Here is a 20,558-nt window from a genome sequence, read left to right as displayed (position 1 = left end):
GCTCACTCGTCGTCGGGGAACAGCTCGAATCCGCCGGATCGCTCCGCGCCCTGGCCGGAGACGGTGGTGCGGGTCACCCACGTGTCCGGCATCTGACGCAGCGCCTCGTCCTCCAGGGAGACGTGCCCGTCGTCAGGATCGAGGGTGTCCGGCCGGGTCTCGAAGGTGGTGGAGCCGTCCCGCGCGTCGGACCGGGGAGGCGGCATCGGGACGGTGCCCGGGGTGTCGGGCTTCGGGGAGGGGGCGGCGTCCCGGCGCCAGATCTCCCCCATGGCCGGGGACGCCCCGGCTCCCTCGGTCCGGACGCCCGGGACGAAGCTGTCCTTGACGGAACGGAACTCGTGTCGTGCCGCCAGGTCGAGGATCTTCTCGTAGTTGCCGGGTTTCTGCATCATCTTGACGGTCACCGGCAGGCACTCGATCAGCAGGAACAGCAGGAACAGCAGGAGACGGGCCGCGTTGAGGGTGAGGTCCCTGCCGGAGACCTCGTTGAGCGCCCGCAGCCTGATCAGCAGTCCGTTGGCCGACCTGTTCTCCGCGTCGAAGGACTCCTGGAGGTCGCTCTGCCGTCGTACGGCGGCGTCGAGCTGCTCCTGGACCTTCGGCAGTTCGGCCTTGGCCGCCTCGAACCGGATCTGCTTGGTGGTCTCGTCGTTGGCGGTCAGCTCCCGCTTGCGCTTCTCGACCTGCTTGTTGAGGGCGTCGAGCCGGGAGTTCGCCTTGTCGTAGGCCGCCTTGCTCGCCTTGGCCACCACGCCGTCGCCCTTGCGGGGGCAGGTCGGCCCGCCGTACAGCTGGCACTGCCACTTGTCGTAGTACTCGTCCGCCTGTTTCTTCTGCGCGTCGCGTTCGGCGGTCAGCGCCTTGATTTTCGGGTCTTTCGCCGGGTCCTGCGGCACGTCCCCCTGGGAGGCGATCACCTTCCGCAGATCGGCGACGGACTGGCGCAGGGCGGTGACGTCCTGGCCGATGTCGCCTTTCTTCTGCTCGCGGGTGAAGCTATTGGCGCGATCTTGTCTGATCTGGACGATCTGGGCGTCGATCTCGGATTTGAAGATCTGCAGAACGAGGGGGGTCGAGATGACCGCGCCGAGCAGCACGGCCATGAGGATTCTCGGTATGACCAGTCGCCATCGGCGTGGCCCGTCCGTCTGGATGGAACCGACCAGCCACCGGTCGAGGCTCATGATGGCCAGGCCCCACAGGACGCTGGCGGGTACGGCGAGGAAGATGCTGACGCCGAGCGCGCTGTACAGGGCGAACGTCATCGAGACAATGGCCAGCACACCGGTGGTGAGGACCGCGCCGCCGATACCCTCGAACTTGCCGTGCTCGGTCGGGCAGCTCCTGACGATGTCGGGCTGGGCCCCGGACAGGGTGATCAGAAACTTTCTCACATGTTTCCTCTCGGGAATGGCTCCCCTGCTCGGATCGTGAGCACCATGATTGCCTCGTATCAGATCTACCAGTACAGGGCCAGGATAGGCTATGCATATTGCCAAATATGAGCACGGTGAATGACGGCGAAATATAGCAAAATTTCTGACTTGTGTCGTTTTTTCGGTTTGACGGCATAGGTGACTATTCGGGGAACAAGACCGGCTTTGGGGAGATGTGGCAACGGGAGTCTTAGTTGACCGAATCGAGCTTGCTCCGCAAGACCTTCACCGAAGCGGTCGCCGAGCTGGGCGGCACCAGGCGCCTGTGCGTGGCGGAGGTCGCGGCTCAGGGCGTCACCGTCTTCGACCTGCACCGTGACGAGGCGGGAACACCCCGTGGCCAGGGGAGAGAGGTGGTCCGCTGGACCGACTCGGAGGACACCCCAGGAGGTCCCGGGGACAGACAGACGGTTCTCGACGCCGTGCGGGCCTCCGCCGAAACCACGGTGGTGCTGGTCGGCTCGGCTCCGGGCGACTCCCGGGCCGAGGAGGCGATGGAGTGGTTGAGGGCGGCCCATCCACGGGCCTTCTCCTTCACCCGCTCCGGGGTGCGGGTCGAGACGCTTCTCCGTGAGGTCGTCGCCGACGAACCCCTGTGCCGGTCCTACGAGCTCGTCGTCCTGAGACGCCACCCGGCGACCAACCGGCTCGAACTCACCTGCGCGCCGCTGTTCGCGATCGACACCCAGCGCGGCAGCTCCTCCGCCGTCACCGTCCGCTGCGAGCCGAGCGACGAGCAGGGCACGGCGTTCGTGGTCGTGGCGTGGCAGGACCGGCGGCCCACACCGCTGTCCGTCCACACGGCGAAGGTCCCACCGGGACGCTACGAGATCACCGCCGAGCTGGAACGGCCCGGCCGGGTCCGCTTCTCCGGTCTGCCCGGTCTCACCAGAGGCGGCCGGAGCTGGACCGAACTGGTGGCCGCGGTGCCGTACCGGCTCGAACCGTCGGTCGGGCCCGCGCATCTGATCTGCGCCGTCGAGGTCAGCGGGGCGGCCGAGCGGGTGCACGAGAGGCTGCGGCGCGTCAGCCAGATGATCACCACGATATCCGGCGAACTGGACGACCGGCTCCAGGTGTCGCTGGTCGCCTACGGCGCGCACTCCTTCCAGCGGAAGGTTCTCGACGATCCGGTCGACGTCGCGGACTGGCAGGTGCCCGCAGAACGCGCCCGGCGGTCCCTGGAACTCCTGGAGGAACGCGTCAGGGAACGCGAGGCCGTCTACCGGGGTTACACCGGCGCGGCGATGGTCGAGGACATGCTGGCCGAGGTGGCGAGCCGCCTTCCCCCGGCCTTCCAGGGGCGTACGGCGCTGCTCACGGTCGGCGACGGGCCGCCGCACCCGCCCAGGGCGCACCACTCGGAGGTCCTGCCCTGCCCGCGCAGGATCGACTGGGAACAGCAGGTGCGCAGGCTTGAGCAGTACCCCGGCCTGGTGTTCGGGGCGATCTGCGACCGGCCTCCGGGGCGGGAGGGCTCCGCCTGGTCCCGCCTGGGCCGGGACGGGCTGGTCCGGCTCGACGACGCGGTGGACGTCCGGGAACTCGGCGCCGGGCTCGGCCTGATGGCGTCGCGGACCCAGCGGATCCCCTTCCCCCTGATCGAGACGCCGTGAGTGAGATGTCAGCGAACAGATGGAATGAGGCTCACCGTGCACCCTGACCTGGGACAACCGGCACGTTCCGATCACAACATCGCCATATGGGGGGCGCCGGGCAGCGGGAAGACCACGTTCCTCGCCGCCCTCGACATCGCTCTCATCCTCAAGAAGGGGCCGTGGCGGGTCATCGGGGCCGACGGTCCCTCGACCGACTTCCTCATCGAGATGACCACGGCGCTCTCCCACGACCAGCGCTTCCCCCCGGCGACCGGGGCACTGGGCCACTACCGCTGGTTCCTGAGCAAGAAGCCGGAGCCGCAGCCCAGACGATGGGGGCGCAGGCGCAAGGAGGAGCGCGCCTGGAAGATCGGGATCGACGTGCTGGACGCGCCGGGCCGTTCGTACCACTCCAAGCGCGGGCGCGGGACCGACCGGGAGGACCTGCTCGACAACCTCGCCTCAAGCAGGGGCATCGTCTTCCTCTTCGACCCGATCCGGGAGTTCGAGGACGGGGACGCCTTCGCCTACCTGCACGGAGTGCTGGCCGACCTCGCCCAGCGGATGCTCGCCACGGACGAGTTCGCCGACGGCATGCTGCCGCACCACCTCGCCGTCTGCGTCACCAAGTTCGACGAACTGCGGGTTCTGAAGACCGCGCAGAGCCTGAGCCTGCTGAGCCCCGACCCCGCCGACCCCCACTGCTTCCCCCGGGTCGGAGAGGAGGACGCCGAGGAGCTGTTCCAGGCCCTGTCCACCGTCTCGGCCAGCGGAAACGCGAACATGGTGCTGCCCACCCTCAAACAGTTCTTCCACCCCGACCGGATCAAGTTCTTCGTGACCTCGTCGATCGGCTTCTACCTGAACCCGATGAGGGGGACCTTCGACCCCGACGACTTCCAGAACCTGATCCCCGAGGCGCTCGGAGGCGCGGGCGGCGTACGGGACCCGCACACCCCGCCGGGAAGCGGCTACCAGATCCGCGGGCAGGCGCACCCGATCAACGTGGTCGAGCCGATGCTCTGGCTCGGGCAGCAGCTGTCGTCGAACGGGGACGCGAAGGGAGTCCGATGACCAGGGGGGAGGTGCGGCTCGCAGCGGAATGGGCTCTGTGGGGCAAGCTCTCCGACACCAGGGACGACTACAACATCCTGGCGTGCAGCAGGGGGCGGCTGGGTCACGACGACTTCGTCAAGATCGTCACCCGCTACGCGCCGGGGACCCCCACGGACCTGCCCCAGGTGACGGTCAGCTGGGTCGGGGGAATCGACACCCCCTACATCGGCCTGGCCATCCAGGAGTGGTCGGACCGCAGGGACCGGCTGGGCAGGCCGATCGCCGACACCCGCTACTTCTGCGTGCCCTACGGTCAGGTCGCCGACGGCCCGGTCTCCTACGAGGGGCTCTACGACGCCCTCGTCGGCCGCACGCTGCCGGTCGACGGTCCCCTCAACGTGAGCGTCCCCGTCCTCGACCCGAGGGTGATCGCGGACCGGGTCGACAGGACGGCGATGAACGCCGCGGCGCTGCTGCTGACGGACGAGCAGGTCTGCGTGCTGCGGGGCGAGGCCGTCTCGATGCGCGAACGGCTGCGCTTCCTCGACACGGTCGCCGCGCTCCTGCCGTACGGCCTGCGGGCACGGCTGACGGTCTCGACGTGGACCGACAGCTCCGCCGAGCACCGGATCAAGCTCTCGTTCGCCAAGCACACCAGGGAGGGGGCGTACTCCGTCACCTGGGAGGCCGACGACGCCGTCGCCGCCCGCCGTGACATCGCGGGCCGGTATGTGGAACTGCTCGACGCGTTCTCCCCGGAGGAGGCCGTGACCAGGCTCGCGAGGCAGACCGAGCCGCTGTCGTTCAAGGACGCCCAGCAGCGGGTCCTCACCCTGCTCGACGAGGCGAGCCGCGCGACGGCGCTGATGCCCGTCAGGTGGTCGTCCGCGCAGGTCGGTGAGGCGTTGAAGGCCTGCGCCGACCTTCTTGAGCAGGAACGGTACGACGAGCTTGAGGCTCGCCTGGGAAGGCTCAACGCCGCCGCCGGTCTCCTCGACGGGGACCGGCGCCTCCACCGGGAGACCATCAGGGTGAAGCGGCTGCTGTGGGAGTACCCGAAGCTGCCCAAACGCCTGGAGACCTTCCTCTACGACACCGTCCTGGCCGTCGGGTACGGCCCCGAGCTCACCGTCGAAGGCGTGGGGAGGATTCAGGAGGAGCTGGGCGGGCTGAGCAAAACGCTGGTCAACGCCATGCTGCGCATGCCCGCCGAGCCCGGCGTCGTGGTGAGACTGCTGCCGCTGTGTTCCGACAACGAGCGCAAGGCGGACGTACTGCGGAAACTGCAGACCGGGGACCTGGTCAGGGCCGCTGCCGCGGAACCGTTCGACCCGCCGATCGTGCAGCTGGTCTACCGGGAGCTCGTCATGAGGGGCGGCGACGCCGCCGAGGACCCGGCGATCGCCCCGGCGCTGCGGGAGCACGGCTATCTCGCCGCCGCGATCGGGGCCGTCCATCCGGACGACGGGGAGATCCGGTTCGCCTGGTTCAAGAGCCTGCTGGTCGCGGCCTACGGCCGGTCGTTCGGGCGCGCCGAGCTTGAGGAGGTGCTCAGGTTTCCCCTCCCGCCGGAGTCGGCGGGGCTCGTCGCCGCCGCAGTCGACCTGTACGGGCCGGGCGCGCGGAACGTCGTGATGAGCGCCTTCTGCGAGTTCCTTGAGCGGGCCCGGCTCTCCACCAAGACCCTCAACCGCGTGGTCGGCCAACTGCTGCCGCCACCCGAACCGAATCCCCAGCCCGTCAGCCCCCAGCCGGTCAAGCCCCCGGTCGCCCACCTCCCGGCTGTCAGGCCGCTGGAAGGACTGAGCCCCGCCTCGTCGTCCCCCTCGCACCAGCACCAGCGTTCGCATCCGCGAGAAGGCTTCCTCTCCCGGTTCCGGCCGGCTCCGGAGCGCCGGAGCTCCGAGCCGCTCATTCCCCGGCCGGTTCTCTTCGTGCTCTTTCTCCTGCTCTTTGGCTTCATCGGGGCTGCCATCCCCTATTTGATCATGTATCGGTGAGGAAGCGTTGACCATACGACTGACCGCCGAGTGGGCGCTGTGGGGCAAGGAGCCGGGGACGCGGGACGGGGAGAAGGTGCTCGCCTGCAGCGACGGGAAGGTGGGCGGCGGTGACTTCAGCAAGATCATCACCCGCTACGCGCCGGGCACCTCCACCGAGCTGCCCCAGGTGACGATGAGCTGGTTCGGCGGCAGGGACAGCGCGCACCTGGGCCTGGCCGTACAGGAGTGGTCCGACGAGCGGGACGGGCTCGGCAGGGACATCGCGATCACCCGGTACTTCTGCGTGCCCTACGAGCGGGCCGCCGAGGGGCCGGTGTCCTTCGAGGGGCTCTACCGGGCGTTCGCCGAACGCGCGCTGCCCGTCACGGGGCCGCTCCTGGTGGACGTGCCGACGCTGGACCCGCAGGTGACCGCGCGGGCCGCCGACGAGACCGTGGTGGGCGCGGCGGCGCTGCTGCTGACCGGGCAGCCGGTCTGCGTCGTGAACGGGGAGGACGTGCCGCTGCTCGACCGCCTGCTGTTCTTCGACGCGGTGACGGCGCTGCTGCCGTACGGCTTCAGGGCGAAGATGACCGCCTCGACCTGGACGGACAGCGCCTCGCGGCACCGGATCAGGTTGTCGTTCGCCAGGCACGCGCCCGCGGGGGCGTATCCGGTCTCCTGGGGACGCGGGGCGGAGATCCCCGAGGACCAGGACGTCGCGCGTGTCTACCACAACGCGCTCCTGGGCGGCGACCGGCTCGTGGAGCTGACGGCGCGGTTCGCCCGGGACACCCGGCCGAGGTCCATGAGCGCGGAGAACCTCGCCACGGTCCTGCCGGTGCTCGGTGAACTCGGCCTCCTCTTCGAGTTGCCTGACATATCCGATATATCGGATTTTGAGGAGTGGTTGGCGACCGGGGGAGACGAGGTGCTGACCTCGTGCGCCGACGCCCTCGGGCAGGGGAGGCTCGACATGCTCCCGCAACACCTGGTCCAGCTCAACATCCTGGCGGCGCGGGCGCGTGAGGGAGGCGAACAGGAACGCCACCGGCAGATCATCGGCAGCCGCAGACTGCTGGTGCCGGACCCCACGCTGGACCAGACGATCCAGGAACGCCTCTACGACGCGCTGCTGAGCCTGGCCTACGGGCCCCGGCTCACCGTCGACGGCCTTGACCGGATCGTCCGTGACGCGGGACGCCGGATCCCACCGCCGCTGGTGGCCGCCCTGCGCCGGATGACGGCCGCCGAGCCGGCCGTCACGGTACGGCTCACCCGCTACCTCGGCGCGGCCGAACGCGCCGCGCTCCTCGCCTCGCTGTCGCCGGACGACCTGGCCGACGCGGCGGCCAGGGAACCCGTCGATCCGCCGGCCGCCAGGACCGCCTGCGACGAGCTGGTACGGCGGGGCGCCGACGAGACCGGGCGGACGGCCGTCCGCGCCGCGCTGCGGCGACGCGGGCAGCTCGTCGAGGTGGTCCAGCGACTCCACCCGGGCGACCAGGAAGGCCAGATCCGGCGGCACCGCGACCTGCTGACCGCCGCCTACGGCCAGGAACACGGAGAGGAGGCGCTGCGGGAGGTGCTCTCCGTCGGGCTTCCTCCGGCGCCGTTGCTCGCCGCGCTGGCCCTCACGTGCGCGTGGGACGTCCGTCCCCTCCTCATGAGGGAGGTGTTCCTGACGCTGCTCGGACAGGGGATCACCCGTGAGCTCCTCGACGACGTCGTGCGGGAACTCGGTGAGCCGGGACGGGACCCGTCCGAGCGGCGGAGGAACACCGCCCGCCGCTCGGGACGGTCCTGACGGGTCACACCTCGGAGAGCAGGGCCGTCCAGCGGGCGTGCAGCCGTTCGACCAGGTCGCGGTCGAACGGGGCCCGGTAGGTCACCTCGACCAGGCCCTCGTCGGCGACCGGGATGACGTCGAAGAACAGCCCGTACTTGGCGTGTCCCGCCTTCGGCGCCTCGATCTCGACGTCGAGGCCGGGCCACGACAGCTCGGGCACCGCCGGGTTGAGGTCGAAGACGACCTCGACCGGTGTCCCCTGGTCGCCGGGCACGCCCAGCAGGGCGCCGAGCCGTCCCTGGAGCCCGGCGCGGTAGTCCTCGAAGGAACCGGCCGCGGTGCTGGGGACGGCCACCACGTCGAGGAAGTGCCCGGCGAAGGCGTGCTCCCGCTCGGTCGTCCTGCGGTCCACGTGGACGCCGACGGACAGCTCGGCCCTGCCGGTCACCTCGTGCAGCGCGTGGCCGAACGCGCAGAAGGCGAGCGTGAACGGCGTGCACCCCAGGCTCCTGGCGCGTTCGGCGACCGCCGCCCACAGCCCCTCGGGCAGGCGGGAGGTGTGCCGGGCCGCCGGGGCGAAGTCCTCCTCGGCGACCGGCGCCACGGCCCCGACCGGCCCCGCGTCCCCCGTGCGGGCGGGGACGGACGTGACGACCGGGGTCAGCGGAAGGCCCTTCTTCGCCTGGGCGTAGGCCTCGGTGAGGTCGGACAGCAGGAGCGTGGCGGACACCCCGTCCATGACGACGTGGTGCGCGCACAGCACGAGCGTGTGCAGGCCGGGACCGCGGTCGAGCAGCGCGGCGCGGAACAGCGGCCCCCGGTCCAGCGGGAACGGCCTGTCGGTCAGCTCCCGGATCACCTCCACCGCCGTGCCCTCAAGGAGGGGCACGTCGAGCGTGGCCTCAGGGTCACACCGCAGCAGTGTCCCGTCCCCGGAGAGTACGGCCCGCAGCGCCGGGTGACGGCGCCAGACCGCCCTGACCGCCGCGACCAGGGCGTCCCTGTCGAGGTCGCCGCGCAGGTGCAGCAGTACGGTCTCGTGGTAGGCGCTCCACTCGGGGCCGTGCTCGTTCTGGAGCCGTGCCAGCCGCCGCTGCTGCGGGGTCGCGGGCCATTCGAGGGGCTTCCTCGCGGGCAGGAAACCGGCGGAACGCAGCCGGTGCACCCCCCGCTGGACCGCCTCGACCAGCTCGTCGGCGTCCCGGTCGTCGTGGGCGGTCGACAGGAAGAACGTCCGGCCCTCCCAGACGTAGAGCCCGTCGGACAGCAGGCTCTGGTACAGCATCTCCAGCTGCAACGGCTGGTAGAAGTTGGACGCGCCCCGGTACTCGAACCGCCACAGCGAGCCGAACGAGGCGATGGTGTACGGCAGCTCCTCGGCCTGGATGATCTCGGAGAGCGCGTCGGTGATCCGCTTGGCCCGGCCGTTCAGATCCTCGTAGAGCGCCGGTCCCCGGCTCTCCAGGTGGTCGAGTACGGCACGGGCCGCGCTGACCGCCAGCGGGTGCTTCTGGAAGGTCCCGCCGAACAGGGTCGTCGCCGCCGTCGGCGCGCTGTCGTCGCCGTAGCCCCAGCTGCCGCCGTCCATGCCGTCCATCAGGTCGGCGCGGCCCGCGATGGCCGCGATCGGCAGGCCGCCACCGAGGATCTTGCCGTAGGTCGCCATGTCGGGCGTGATGCCGAAGTAGCCGGCCGCGCCCCGGATGCCGATCCGGAACCCGGTGATCATCTCGTCGAAGATCAGCACGATGCCGTTCTCGGCGGTGAAACGCCGCAGCTCGGCCAGGAACTCCGCGGGCTGCACGGACGGGTTGCGGTTCTGCACGGGCTCGACGACGATCGCGGCCAGCTCACCGGCCACACTCCGCAGGTGGGCCAGCGATTCGGCCTCGCCGTACGGAAGCACGACCGCCTCGCCGATCGCGCCGGGGGACAGGCCGGGGGCGATCGGCATGGACTGGCCGGGCTCAAGGCCGCCCCGGGCCAGGACCGCGTCCACCAGCCCGTGGTAGGACTTCTCGAAGTAGGCGATCTTGTGACGGCCGGTGGCGAGCCTGGCCAGCCGGATCGCGCCCATCACGGCCTCGGAGCCGGTGTTGCAGAACGTCACCCGGTCGTGGCCGGTGATCCGGCAGAACTGCTCGGCCAGCTCGTAGCTCTGCCGTAGCTGGTAGCCGAGGGAGAAGGCCCGGTCGAGCTGACGCCGTACGGCCTCGGAGACGAACTCGGGGGTGTGGCCGAAGAGCTGGACGCCGAACCCCATGCAGTAGTCCGTGTAGGGGTTGCCCGACTCGTCCCAGATCCTGGCGCCCTGGACCCGGTCGGCCACGATGGGGACGAGCAGCTCCTTCACCTCGGGCCTGAAGTTCGCCCACGGGCGGCTCTCGGCCAGACGAGACCGGTAGGCGCCCGCCAGCTTCTTCGACGCCGCGTCCCGCGCGTCCATCCGCGAGGCCAGCTCGTCCACGTAACGCTGCTGGTCGTCGGTGAGCCTGCCGGCGGGACGGGACGCGGGGGCCGTGACCGGCGGAGCGGCGGCGGGCCTCACCACGGGAGGCTCGGGAGCCTGCGGAAGTTGCGGGGCGGCGCCGTCGGCCACGGGGGCGGGGGCGGGGAGAACGGAAGGCGCGGGGGCCCCACCGGGGGCGAGCGCCCGCAACTGCTCCCGCATGAGGGCGAGCTGCTCGGCGACGACATGGGCGACGGTCGCGTCGACCGGCCCCGGCGCCGTGTTCTGCGCCAGGCCGTACACCAGGTTCTGGGCCGTGTTCTGCATCGTGTTCTGCACCGTGTTCTGGGGCAGGGGCGAGACCGGGACCACCGTCTGGGTCGTCGCCGTGGTGACCGCGACCGTCGTGGTCACCGGCGGGGTCTGCGCCGGGGCCTGCGCCTCGACGGCGGCGGCCAGCGCCCGCACGGTCGGGTGCTCGTCGAACAGCATCGTCGGCTGGAAGGCGGTCCCGTACCGCTCGTTGATCTGCGAGACGACCTTCAGCAGAACCAGGCTGTCTGCGCCCAGGTCCAGGAACCTGGCGTGGTCGGAGAGCTCGGCGGGACTCAGCTTGAGGTGTCCGGCGAGCAGCGTCCTGATCGTGGTGACGACGTCGTCCCTCATGCCGCTTTCCTTCGAGTTCTCGGTGAGCGCCCAGTGACGGGTCCGCTGCCAGGGATAGGTGGGGAGGCCGGGCAGGAACGCGCCGCCGGGGGAGACGGCCGTCCAGTCCAGTTCGGCCCCCGCTAGATAGAGATCGACGAGCGTGGGGACGGTGCCGCCGTCGCGGTGCGCCTGCACGACACGGGCGGTGCCGCCGTTGCGCCGCGCGGTCCTGACGATCCCCGACGCGAGGGTCGGCTTCGGGCCGATCTCAAGGAAGGCGCCGAACCCCATCTCGACCAGCGCCTCGACCGCCTCCTGGAAGCGGACGGGCCCGGTGATGCCCTCCGCCCAGTAGTCGGCGTCGAGCCGCACGCCGTTCACGATCGCGCCCAGCGAGGTCGAGCAGAACAACGCGGTCCCGCCGGGGGCCGTCGGCGCGACCCGCGCCCGCCGCATCGCCTCGGCGGCGGGCCGCATCAGCGGGCTGTGGAAGGCGTACTCGCCGGGCAGCGGCGTACAGGTGAACCCGGCCTTCCTCAGCGCCTCGGTCGCGGCGGTCAGGGCGGGCCCGGGGCCGGAGACCACGAAGGCGCCGGGGCCGTTGTGGGCGGCGACCACGACCTCGTCCCCGAGGTACGGCGCCGCGTCGGCCATCGGACCACCCACGGCGACCACGTGACCGCTCCCGTGGGCCAGCCGCATCGCGGCCCCGCGCGCGGCCGTCAGCCGGGCCGCCGACTCCAGGTCCAGCAGCCCCGCCGCGTAGGCCGCGGCCGTCTCTCCCGCGCTGTGCCCGACGACGGCCGCCGGGACGATCCCCAGGGAACGCCACAGCTCGTACAGCCCGGCCTGGAAGGTGAACAGCGTCGCCTGCGCCACGTCGGTGTACGGCGGCAGCGCCTCCTGCCCGGTGAGCAGCTCCCGCACGGAGACGTCCAGCTCGGCGCGGAAGACCGGCTCGCAACGCGCCACGACCTCGGCGAAGGGGGCCCGGTCCATCAGGTGACGGGCCATACCCGGGTACTGGGCGCCCTGACCGGAGAAGACCAGCACCGGGTCCCGCCAGGGCGGCCCGTCGTCCGAGGTCCTCGGCAGGTCCCGCAGCTCGTCCAGGAGCCGCGCCCTGCCCTCGGCGCCGTCCGCCACGACCAGGGCGGCCCGGTGCCGGTGGTGTGCCCGCCGCACGGCCGCGCTGTGGCACAGGTCGGTGAGGGAGACCTCCTCATGCGCCGCGACGAAGTCGGCGTAACGCCCGGCCAGGACCCGCAGGGCCTTCGCGCCGCGCGCGGAGAGCGGCAGCACCAGCGGCCCGCCCCCGGCCTCGGCTCCAGCCTCGGTTCCGGCCTCGGTTTCGGTTTCGGCCCTGGCTTCGAGTTCGGTCCCGCGGGCGGTGCCCGGCGGTTCGGGGGCGCGGGCCGTACGGGTGGGGGCGGCGGAGACGACGACGTGCGCGTTGGTGCCGCCGAAGCCGAACGAGCTGACCGCCCCGACCAGCGGTCCCTCGCCGGTCCAGGCGAGCGGTTCGGTGACCACCCGCATCCTGGTGCCCTCAAGCCTGAGCCTGGGGTTGGGCGGGGTCGAGTGCAGCGAGGCGGGCAGGTGGCCGTTGCGCAGACACAGGACCAGCTTGACCAGCCCCGCGATCCCGGCCGCCGCCTCGGCGTGCCCGATGTTGGACTTCACCGAGCCGACGTGACACAGGCCCGCCTTCCGCCTGCCGTACGTGCGGGTCAGCGCGCCCATCTCGATCGGGTCACCCAGCGCGGTGCCCGAACCGTGCGCCTCGACGTAGGAGACCGCCTCGGCGGGCAGGTCCGCGTCGGCGAGCGCGGCCCGGATCACCGCATCCTGGGCGGGACCGTTGGGCGCGGTCAGGCCGTTGCTCCGGCCGTCCTGATTGACCGCGGAGCCCCGGATGACGGCCAGGATCTCGTCGCCGTCGCGCACGGCCGCGTCGAGCGGCTTGAGCAGCAGCAGGGCACAGCCGTCGGAACGCACGAAACCGTCGCCGTCCGCGCCGAAGGAACGGCACCGTCCGTCCGAGGCCATCATCCCGAACCTGGACAGCGACACCCAGTTCTCCGGCGCCAGCACGAGATTGACCGCCCCGGCCAGCGCCACCGGGCAGGAACCGCGCCGCAGGCTCTGCACCGCCATGTCCACCGCCACCAGCCCCGAGGAACAGGCGGTGTCGACCGCGACACTCGGCCCGTGCATGTCCCAGGCGTAGGAGATGCGGTTGGCCGCGATGGACAGGGCCTGACCGGTGCTGAAGTACGGCCCGATGGCCGACAGGTCACCGCCCAGGGCACGGCCGTACTCGCTGCCGCTGATGCCGACGAAGACCCCGCAGTCACGGATCAGGTCGTGGGTCGGCGGCAGCCCGGCACGTTCCATCGCCTCGTAGGCGACCTCAAGCAACAACCGTTGCTGGGGGTCCATCTGCTCGGCCTCGGCGGGGGAGAGACCGAAGAAGGCGGCGTCGAACTCCTCGATCCCGTCGACGCAGCCCGCCCACCGGCTGCTGATCTTCCCGGCCTCCGCCGGGTCCGCCGAGTACAGCCTCTCGACGGACCACCGGCTGTGCGGCACCTCCCCGACGGCGTCCACCCCGTCGACCAGGAGCCGCCACAGCTCCTCGGGCGAGGTGACACCGCCGGGGAAGCGGCAGGCCATCGCGACGACGGCGATCTCCTTCACTCTGATTCCAGTGCTTTGGCCAGGTCGGAGATGGTCGGGTAGTCGAAGACCATCGACGAGGGGACCGGCGTGCCGAGCAGACGCTCCAGCTCCCCGGCCAGCTCGTGGGCACCCTTGGAGTCGAGACCGTAGTCGGCGAAGGGGACGTGGTCGTCGAGCTGGGTGACCGGGACGCCGACCACCCTGCCCAGCAGGAATCTGAGCATCGGCTTGGCCGCGGCGGCGCTGACCCGCGCCGAGACCACGGTCCGCTCCGCGCGGTGACGAACCCGCAGCTCACCGGCGGCGAGCCTGCGACCGCACTCGTTCCTGCGGACCTTGCCACTCGACGTCTTCGGCACGCTGCCCGGCTGGACCAGGGCGATCACGTCGAGCTTGAGCTGGAACGTCTCGGAGATCGCCCGCTGGATCGTGGTCGCCGTCGCCGCGAGCGCCTCCTCGGACTGGTTGCCGCGAACCTCGCAGACCATGCCGACCGAGTCACCGTCCTGGAAGGCCGCCAGGCAGCCGGGACGGATCTGCGGATCGGCCCGCTCGGCCACCTGCTCCAGGTCCACCGGGTGGTAGTTCTGGCCCCGGACGATGATGACGTCCTTGAGCCTGCCGGTGACGTACAGCTCACCCTCGTGGAAGAAGCCCAGGTCACCGGTGTACAGCTCGGTCATCTTGGCCGGGTCCCCGTGGAAGCCCCGCGCCACGCCCCACCCGGTCACCCGGATCTCGCCGACGGCGTCCTCCGGCAGCTGCTCGCGGGTCGTCGGGGAGACGATCGAGACGTTGATGCCGGGGATCGGGCGTCCGCAGGACAGGAGCGTCCGCCCGGTCGGCGACAGTTTGACGACGCTCTCGGCGAGCGCGTCCCGGTCGGCGACGACCCGGCCCGGCATCTCGTGCAACGGGGGAGTCGTCACCGCGAGCGTGCACTCGGCCAGGCCGTACGAGGGGCGCATCGCGGCGGGGTCGAAGCCGTACGGGGCGAAGGCCTCGGCGAAACGGTCGACGGTCTCGGCCCGCACCGGCTCGGCGCCGTTGATCGCCACCCGCCAGGTGTCCAGCCGCAACCCGGCCCGCCTGGCCTCGGGAATCCTGCGCAGGCACAGGTCGTAGGCGAAGTCGGGGGCGGCGGCGTGGGTGCCTCCGAAGTCGGAGATCGCCCGCAGCCAGCGCTCCGGGTCACGCACGAAGGCCTGCGGCGACAGCGTCACGATGCGGGCACCCCGCAGCAGTGGGACCAGGGTGCCCAGCACGAGGCCGAGGTCGTGGAAGACCGGCACCCAGGTCACCAGCACCGACTCGGAGTCGAGGCCGAGCGCGGCACCGAAGTAGTCGACCTCGTCGAGCACGTTGCCGTGCGTGATCTCGATGCCGCGCGGCGAACCGGTCGAGCCCGAGGTGTACTGCAGGTAGGCGACGTCGTCCCGCCGGGCCGTACGCTCACGCGCGGGTCCCGGCTCGCCCGGTGCGGTGTGGCTGAGCCACGTCACCTCCGACAGGCGCGGGCTCAGCGCGACCACGTCGGCCACGGCCACCTGACGGGCGGCCGCCGCCGCGGTGATCCCGGCGTCCTCGACGATCCTGGTGAGGCGTTCGGCGGCCCGGTGGTAGGGGATCTGCGGTTCGGGCGCGGGGACGGGAACCGCCCCGGCCATCAGACAGCCGAAGAACTCCACGACGAAGTCGACGCCCGCGTTGTGCAGCAGCATGACGTGCTGCCCGGGGGCGACGACCGCGCTCAACCTGGTGGCGAACTCGGTGGCTCTGGCGTGGAGCTCGCCGAAGGTCACCTCCAGCTGCCTGGGCGTGTGCCCGGCCTCGAAGTCAAGATGGGTGACGGCCAGCCGGTCCGGCCGTAAGCGCGCCTGGTGCGCGAGGGCGTCCTCGATGAGCTGCACGGGCTCAGATCCGTTCACGCAGGCTGCGCGGGCGCATGTCGGTCCACACCTTCTCGATGTGGGCCAGGCACTCGTCCTCGGACCCCCGATGGCCGGCGTCGGCCCACCCCGGGGGGAGCGTCCGTTCCGCGGGCCATATCGAGTATTGGTCTTCGTCGTTGACCACGACGACGTGGGTCATTGGAGCTCCTCGCGGTAGTTGGAGTACGGCTGGGAGGTCATGGCGTGCGCGGCCCGCAGGAAGGAGTCCGCGTATTCCGCGGCGACCGTGTGCGGCAGTTTCGAGGCCGGATAGTCGGCGATGATCAGGGCCCGGTCCGTGGACGGGTCCTGCACGAACCCGATGCTGAGCGTGAAATGGTTGGGTTCGTACCGCATCGTCGGCGCGCACCCGATGCGTTCGTCGTCGATCCGGACCCCGGCGAGCGCGTGGAACCGGTTGAATCCGAAGTTGGCGTCCAGATTCCAGTCGCGCATGTGACGGGCGAGCGTCGCGAACGGCACCCGCCGGTGAGGCATGATCGCCGTCTCCTCCCGGTGCACCCGCCGTACCAGGTCGATCCAGGTCCCGCCGTCGAGACTGACGGAGAAGGGGACCGTGTTGAGGAACAGACCGAGCGCCTCGGTGCCCGCCTCCTCCTCAACCCTGCCGTTGACGCCGAGACCGGTGACGACCTCCGTGCGGCCCGACACCCGGCCGAGGGCGACCAGGTGGGCGGTCAGGGCGACGCTCTTCCTGCTGGTGCCCGCCGTCACGGCCAGCTGGGACATCGCCCGGAACAGCTCGCCGTTCACCTCGCGGTCGATGCTGTGCGCCACGGTCGCCGTCTGACCGAGACCGGTGAACAGGGTGCCGTCCACCCCGGACAGGCGTTCCTTCCAGAACGCGACCGATTCCGCCGAACCCGCCGCGGCCCGTTCCAGGGCGATGAACCTGCTGAAACGCGACTTCGGCGGTGCCGCGGGCGGTGTCTCGGGGTGGTCGCGCAGCAGGGTGTGCCGCTTGAGGATCTCGGCGACCAGGGAGGTGAAGCTCCAGCCGTCCAGGATCGCGTGGTGCTCGGTGAGTGTGAGCTGGAAGGCCGTCGGGGACAGCCGCTGGGCCGTCACCCGGAACAGCGGGGCCGTACGCAGGTCGAACGGGGTCGCCCACTCCCGTTCGACGAGCGCGGTGATCGCCGCCTGCTGGTCGGCCCCCTGGAGGTCCTCGACGATCAGCGGCGACGGCGCGGCACGGTGGACGAGCTGCATGGGCTCGCTGAAGGAGGCCAGGTCGAGGGAGGTGCGCAGCACCGGGTGCCGCGCCACGGCCTCGGTCAGGACCCTGGCGAGCGCCTCCTCGTCCAGCGGCGTCGCCACCCGGTAGCTGTTGACGTTGTGGTACGGCCGCCGCTCGGGTTCGAGCTCCATGTGGTAGACCATCGCCAGCTGCATGGAGGTCATCGGGTAGGCGTCCACGACGTCGTCGAGCGCCTCGACCCGCCGCCGGTCGGCCTCGCCGAGCAGCGAGAACGGCTCGGGAGGCGGCCCGTCCTCGGCCGGCGTCATCAGGGCCGCCGCCTCGTGGACCGTGGGGTGGGCGAACAGCACGTCGAGCGGCAGCGCGTAGCCCGACCGCCTGAGCCGTCCGGCGACCTGCACGCTGCGCACCGAGTCGCCGCCCAGCTCGAAGAAGTTGTCGTCCCTGCCGACCCGGTCCAGCTTCAGCACCTCGGCCAGGGCGTCGGCCAACGCCTGCTCCGCCGGGCCGCTCGGCGGGTCGTAGGGCCGCTCCCCGCGTCCCGGGTCGGGCAGCGCCCGCTGGTCCACCTTGCCGTTCGGGGTCAGCGGGATGCCCTCCATCGGCACGACCGCCGACGGCACCATGTAGTCCGGCAGCCTGGCCGTCAGGTAGGCGCGCAGCTCGGACGCCCCCGGCCACCCGTCGCGGGGCACGACGTAGGCCAGCAGCCGCCCCTCCCTGACCACGACCACGCAGGAACGCACCGCGTCGTGCCCGTCGAGGACCCGCTGGATCTCACCCGGTTCGATGCGGAAACCACGGATCTTGACCTGGTCGTCGATCCTGCCGAGATACTCCAGGTCCCCGCCGGGCAGTCTGCGGACCAGGTCACCGCTGCGGTAACGCCGCGCTCCCGGCCTCGCCGGGTCGGGCACGAAACGCGAGGCGGTCAGCCCGGGACGGCCCACGTACACGCCGGTCACCCCGTACCCGCCGACGTAGAGCTCCCCGGGCACCCCGTCCGGTACGGCCCGGCCGTGCCGGTCGACGATCTCGGCCGACAGGTGGGGCAGGGGCCGCCCGATCACGCTGCGGTCGAAGGGCGTCTCCGGGGTGATGTCGTAGGCCGTGACGTGGACCGTCGTCTCGGTGATGCCGTACATGTTGCACAACCGGGCGTTCGGCCCCGCCCCGGTGGCGAACCACCGGCGCACGTGGTGCGGCTGCAGCGCCTCACCGCCGAAGACGATCAGCCTGAGGTCGTCGAGGACCCTCGGCGCCTCCTCGAAGAGGCCGACGAGCTGGCCGAACGCGGAGGGCGTCTGGCTGAGGCAGGTGACCCGCTCCCGCTGCAGGAGGTCGGCGAAGTCCTCCGGCGACCTGGCGACCTCCTTCGGCACGACCACCAGGCGCCCGCCGTACAGCAGGGCACCCCACATCTCCCACACGGAGAAGTCGAAGGTGTAGGAGTGGAACAGCGTCCACACGTCCCCCGGGCCGGGGGTGAAACGCTCCTCGGTCGCGTCGAACAGCTCCGCCACGTTCGCGTGGGTGACGGCCACCCCCTTCGGGCGGCCGGTCGAGCCCGAGGTGTAGATGATGTACGCGGTCGTCCCGACGGGGACGGCCAGGCCGAGGTTGTCCGACGGGTGGTCGGCGATGGCCTCCGCCTCCTCGTCGAGCCCGACGGTGACACCCTCCCCGGCCCGATCGGCGACGACCACCTTGGCGCCCGCGTCCTCAAGCAGGAACGCCACCCGTTCCGCCGGGGTCTCCGGGGCGATCGGCAGGTAGGCGGCGCCCGCCTTCAGCACCGCGAGCACAGCCTCGACCTGGCGGGGAGTGCGTTCGAGCAGCAGGGCGACCCGGTCGCCCGGCCGTACGCCACGGGCCCGCAGGTGACGGGCCAGCCGGTTGGCCCTGGCGTTGAGCTCCTCGTAGGTGACGTCGGTCGCGATCCGCTCCCGGTGCAGGGCGGTGACCGCCTCGAAACGCTCGTGCAGGCAGGCCCGGGGCTCACGGCTCACCGGTACGGCGACGCCGTGCCCGGCACCGGAGGTCAGGGGCAGCTCGGAGACCGAGGTCCCCGGCGCCTCGACGGCGGCGCTCAACAGGGTCAGCCAGTGCCCGGCCAGCCGTTCGACCGTGGCGGCGTCGAACAGGCCCGTGGCGTACTCGACCTCGCCCCGCATGCGGCGCCCGTCGTCGAAGACGGACAGCAGCAGGTCGAACTTGGCGGTGCCGGTGGTCATGACACGCGGGGTCCCGCTCACCTCGCCGAGCCGCATCGGCCCGGTGTCCTGCGCGCCGTGCGCGCCGAAGGCGACGTTCATCAGCGGCCGGTCGACGACCATGTCGAGCGGCGCCCGGTGGTGGTCGAGGTCCTCCATGACGTCACGGCCGACCGCGGCCAGCAGCTCGTGGAAGCTCTCCCCGCCGTCGATCCTGGCGCGCAGCGGCAGCACGGTGACGAAGTGGCCGATCAGGTCCTCGATCTCGATCCGGTCCCTGCCCGCGACCGGGGAGCCGATGACCAGGTCGTCCTGACCGGTGTAGCGGTGCAGCAACACCGCGAACGCGGTGAACAGCACGACGAACGGGGTGACCTCCTCGTCCATGGCCAGCACGCGCACCCGTTCGGTCACCTCGGGCGGCAGGTCGAACAGGTGGGTCGCCCCCTCCGTCAACCGCACCGGGGGACGGGGCCGGTCGGTGTGCAGCGTCACCCGTTCCGGCGCGCCCGCCAGGCGCCGCTGCCAGTAGTCGAGGTCCTCACGCGGGTCCTGCTCCCGCTGCCACGCCGCGTAGTCGGCGTACTGGATCGGCGGCGCGGGCAGCCGGGGCGTACGGCCCTCGGCCCGCGCGGTGTACAGCACGGCCAGTTCGTGCTCGAAGACCGGCAGCGAGAGTCCGTCACAGGCGATGTGATGGAAGACGACCACCAGGACGCACCCGTCCTCGGCCCAGCGCAGCAGCCGCGCCCGGACCGGCAGGTCACGCTCCAGGTCGAACGGCCTGCGCGCCTCGGCGAGGACCAGGTCGTCGACGGCCTCCGGCGCGCACTCGGTCACCGCCAGCCCGAACGCCGTCCCCTGCCTGACCACCTGGTACGGCTCCGACACCGAGGCGAGGAACGCGCTGCGCAGGATGTCGTGCCGCCCGACGATCGTCCCGAGGCACTCCGCGAGCAGGTCGGCGTCGACCGGCCCTTCGAGCCGCAGCACCCAGGGGATGTTGTGCAACGCGGTGCCCGGGGTCAGCCGGTCGAGCAGCCACAGGGCACGCTGGCCGTACGTGAGCGGGGCCGTCTCCAGGTTCCCCGGCCTGAGCGGCTGCCAGCCGTGTTCGACGGTCGTCATGTCAGTTCTCCCCGTCCGTGAGGCCGGCCACGGCCGCCGCCCACTCGTGGTCGGTCATCTCCGGCAGCGCGGCGACGGCCGCGGCCCGGCGCAGTACGGCCTCCGGCGAGGACGCCTTCTCCAGCAGCACCGCGGCCTGTTTCGCGACGGTCCTCGCGGTGAAGAACACCCGGGGCGGCAGGTCGATCCGCAACGCCACCGCGACCCGCGCCTTCACCTTGGCGATCGCGAACGAGTGCGCCCCCAGCTCGAACACGTCGTCCTCGGCGCCCACGGACGCCAGGCCGAGCACCCGTCCCCAGATGTCGGCGAGGGCACGGAGCACCGGGTCGGCCTCCCCGGCGGGCTCCGCTGTGGACTTCTCCGTGGCTGTCCGGTCGTTCGGTAGGGGGGTGAGGGTGTGGGGTGGGGGCAGGGCGTTGCG

The 20,558-nt window shown here is 71.4% G+C and carries 10 protein-coding genes; 4 read left to right on the top strand and 6 right to left on the bottom strand.

Features of this window, described 5'->3' with window-relative positions:
- Window positions 1–2: 2 nt before the first annotated feature.
- Window positions 3–1,397 (bottom strand): DUF4407 domain-containing protein, encoded by a 1,395-nt coding sequence (locus tag ACFOYY_RS20875; protein ID WP_386190998.1) that lies wholly within the window; start codon window positions 1,395–1,397, stop codon window positions 3–5.
- A 236-nt stretch (window positions 1,398–1,633) separates the two neighbouring features.
- Between ACFOYY_RS20875 and ACFOYY_RS20870 the strand changes: the two genes are divergently transcribed.
- Genes ACFOYY_RS20870 through ACFOYY_RS20855 form a run of 4 tightly spaced genes read left to right on the top strand, consistent with a single transcriptional unit; the run spans window position 1,634 to window position 7,882 of the window.
- Window positions 1,634–3,055, top strand: coding sequence for a hypothetical protein (locus tag ACFOYY_RS20870; protein ID WP_386190995.1), 1,422 nt, complete (start codon window positions 1,634–1,636; stop codon window positions 3,053–3,055).
- A 36-nt stretch (window positions 3,056–3,091) separates the two neighbouring features.
- Entirely contained in the window at window positions 3,092–4,111 is a 1,020-nt protein-coding gene (locus ACFOYY_RS20865) for a hypothetical protein (RefSeq protein ID WP_352012962.1), read from the top strand.
- Window positions 4,108–6,093 (top strand): hypothetical protein, encoded by a 1,986-nt coding sequence (locus ACFOYY_RS20860; RefSeq protein ID WP_386190992.1) that lies wholly within the window; start codon window positions 4,108–4,110, stop codon window positions 6,091–6,093. The genes ACFOYY_RS20865 and ACFOYY_RS20860 overlap by 4 nt, the downstream gene beginning before the upstream one ends.
- Window positions 6,094–6,100: 7 nt before the next feature.
- On the top strand, window positions 6,101–7,882 hold the full coding sequence (locus ACFOYY_RS20855; protein WP_386190989.1) for a hypothetical protein: 1,782 nt from the start codon (window positions 6,101–6,103) through the stop codon (window positions 7,880–7,882).
- 4 nt (window positions 7,883–7,886) lie between these two features.
- Here the strand turns inward: ACFOYY_RS20855 and ACFOYY_RS20850 are convergent, their stop codons facing one another.
- From ACFOYY_RS20850 to ACFOYY_RS20830, 5 genes are all read right to left on the bottom strand, one after another.
- Window positions 7,887–13,661, bottom strand: a complete 5,775-nt coding sequence (locus tag ACFOYY_RS20850; protein WP_386190987.1) for an aminotransferase class III-fold pyridoxal phosphate-dependent enzyme — start codon at window positions 13,659–13,661, stop codon at window positions 7,887–7,889.
- Window positions 13,658–15,553, bottom strand: coding sequence for an AMP-binding protein (locus ACFOYY_RS20845; protein WP_386190984.1), 1,896 nt, complete (start codon window positions 15,551–15,553; stop codon window positions 13,658–13,660). Before ACFOYY_RS20845 ends, ACFOYY_RS20850 begins: the two co-directional genes overlap by 4 nt.
- A gap of 4 nt (window positions 15,554–15,557) precedes the next feature.
- On the bottom strand, window positions 15,558–15,734 hold the full coding sequence (locus tag ACFOYY_RS20840; RefSeq protein WP_352012967.1) for an MbtH family protein: 177 nt from the start codon (window positions 15,732–15,734) through the stop codon (window positions 15,558–15,560).
- Window positions 15,731–20,134: an amino acid adenylation domain-containing protein gene (locus ACFOYY_RS20835; protein WP_386190981.1), complete on the bottom strand. Its 4,404-nt coding sequence runs from the start codon at window positions 20,132–20,134 to the stop codon at window positions 15,731–15,733. Before ACFOYY_RS20835 ends, ACFOYY_RS20840 begins: the two co-directional genes overlap by 4 nt.
- 1 nt (window position 20,135) lies before the next feature.
- Window positions 20,136–20,558, bottom strand: a 423-nt coding sequence (locus ACFOYY_RS20830) for a phosphopantetheine-binding protein (protein WP_386190979.1), incomplete at its 5' end; no start/stop codon positions are given.

This window comes from Streptosporangium jomthongense (assembly GCF_042650425.1).
In the GTDB taxonomy this organism is placed as follows: domain Bacteria; phylum Actinomycetota; class Actinomycetes; order Streptosporangiales; family Streptosporangiaceae; genus Streptosporangium.
This window is presented reverse-complemented; position numbering and strand designations above follow the sequence as displayed.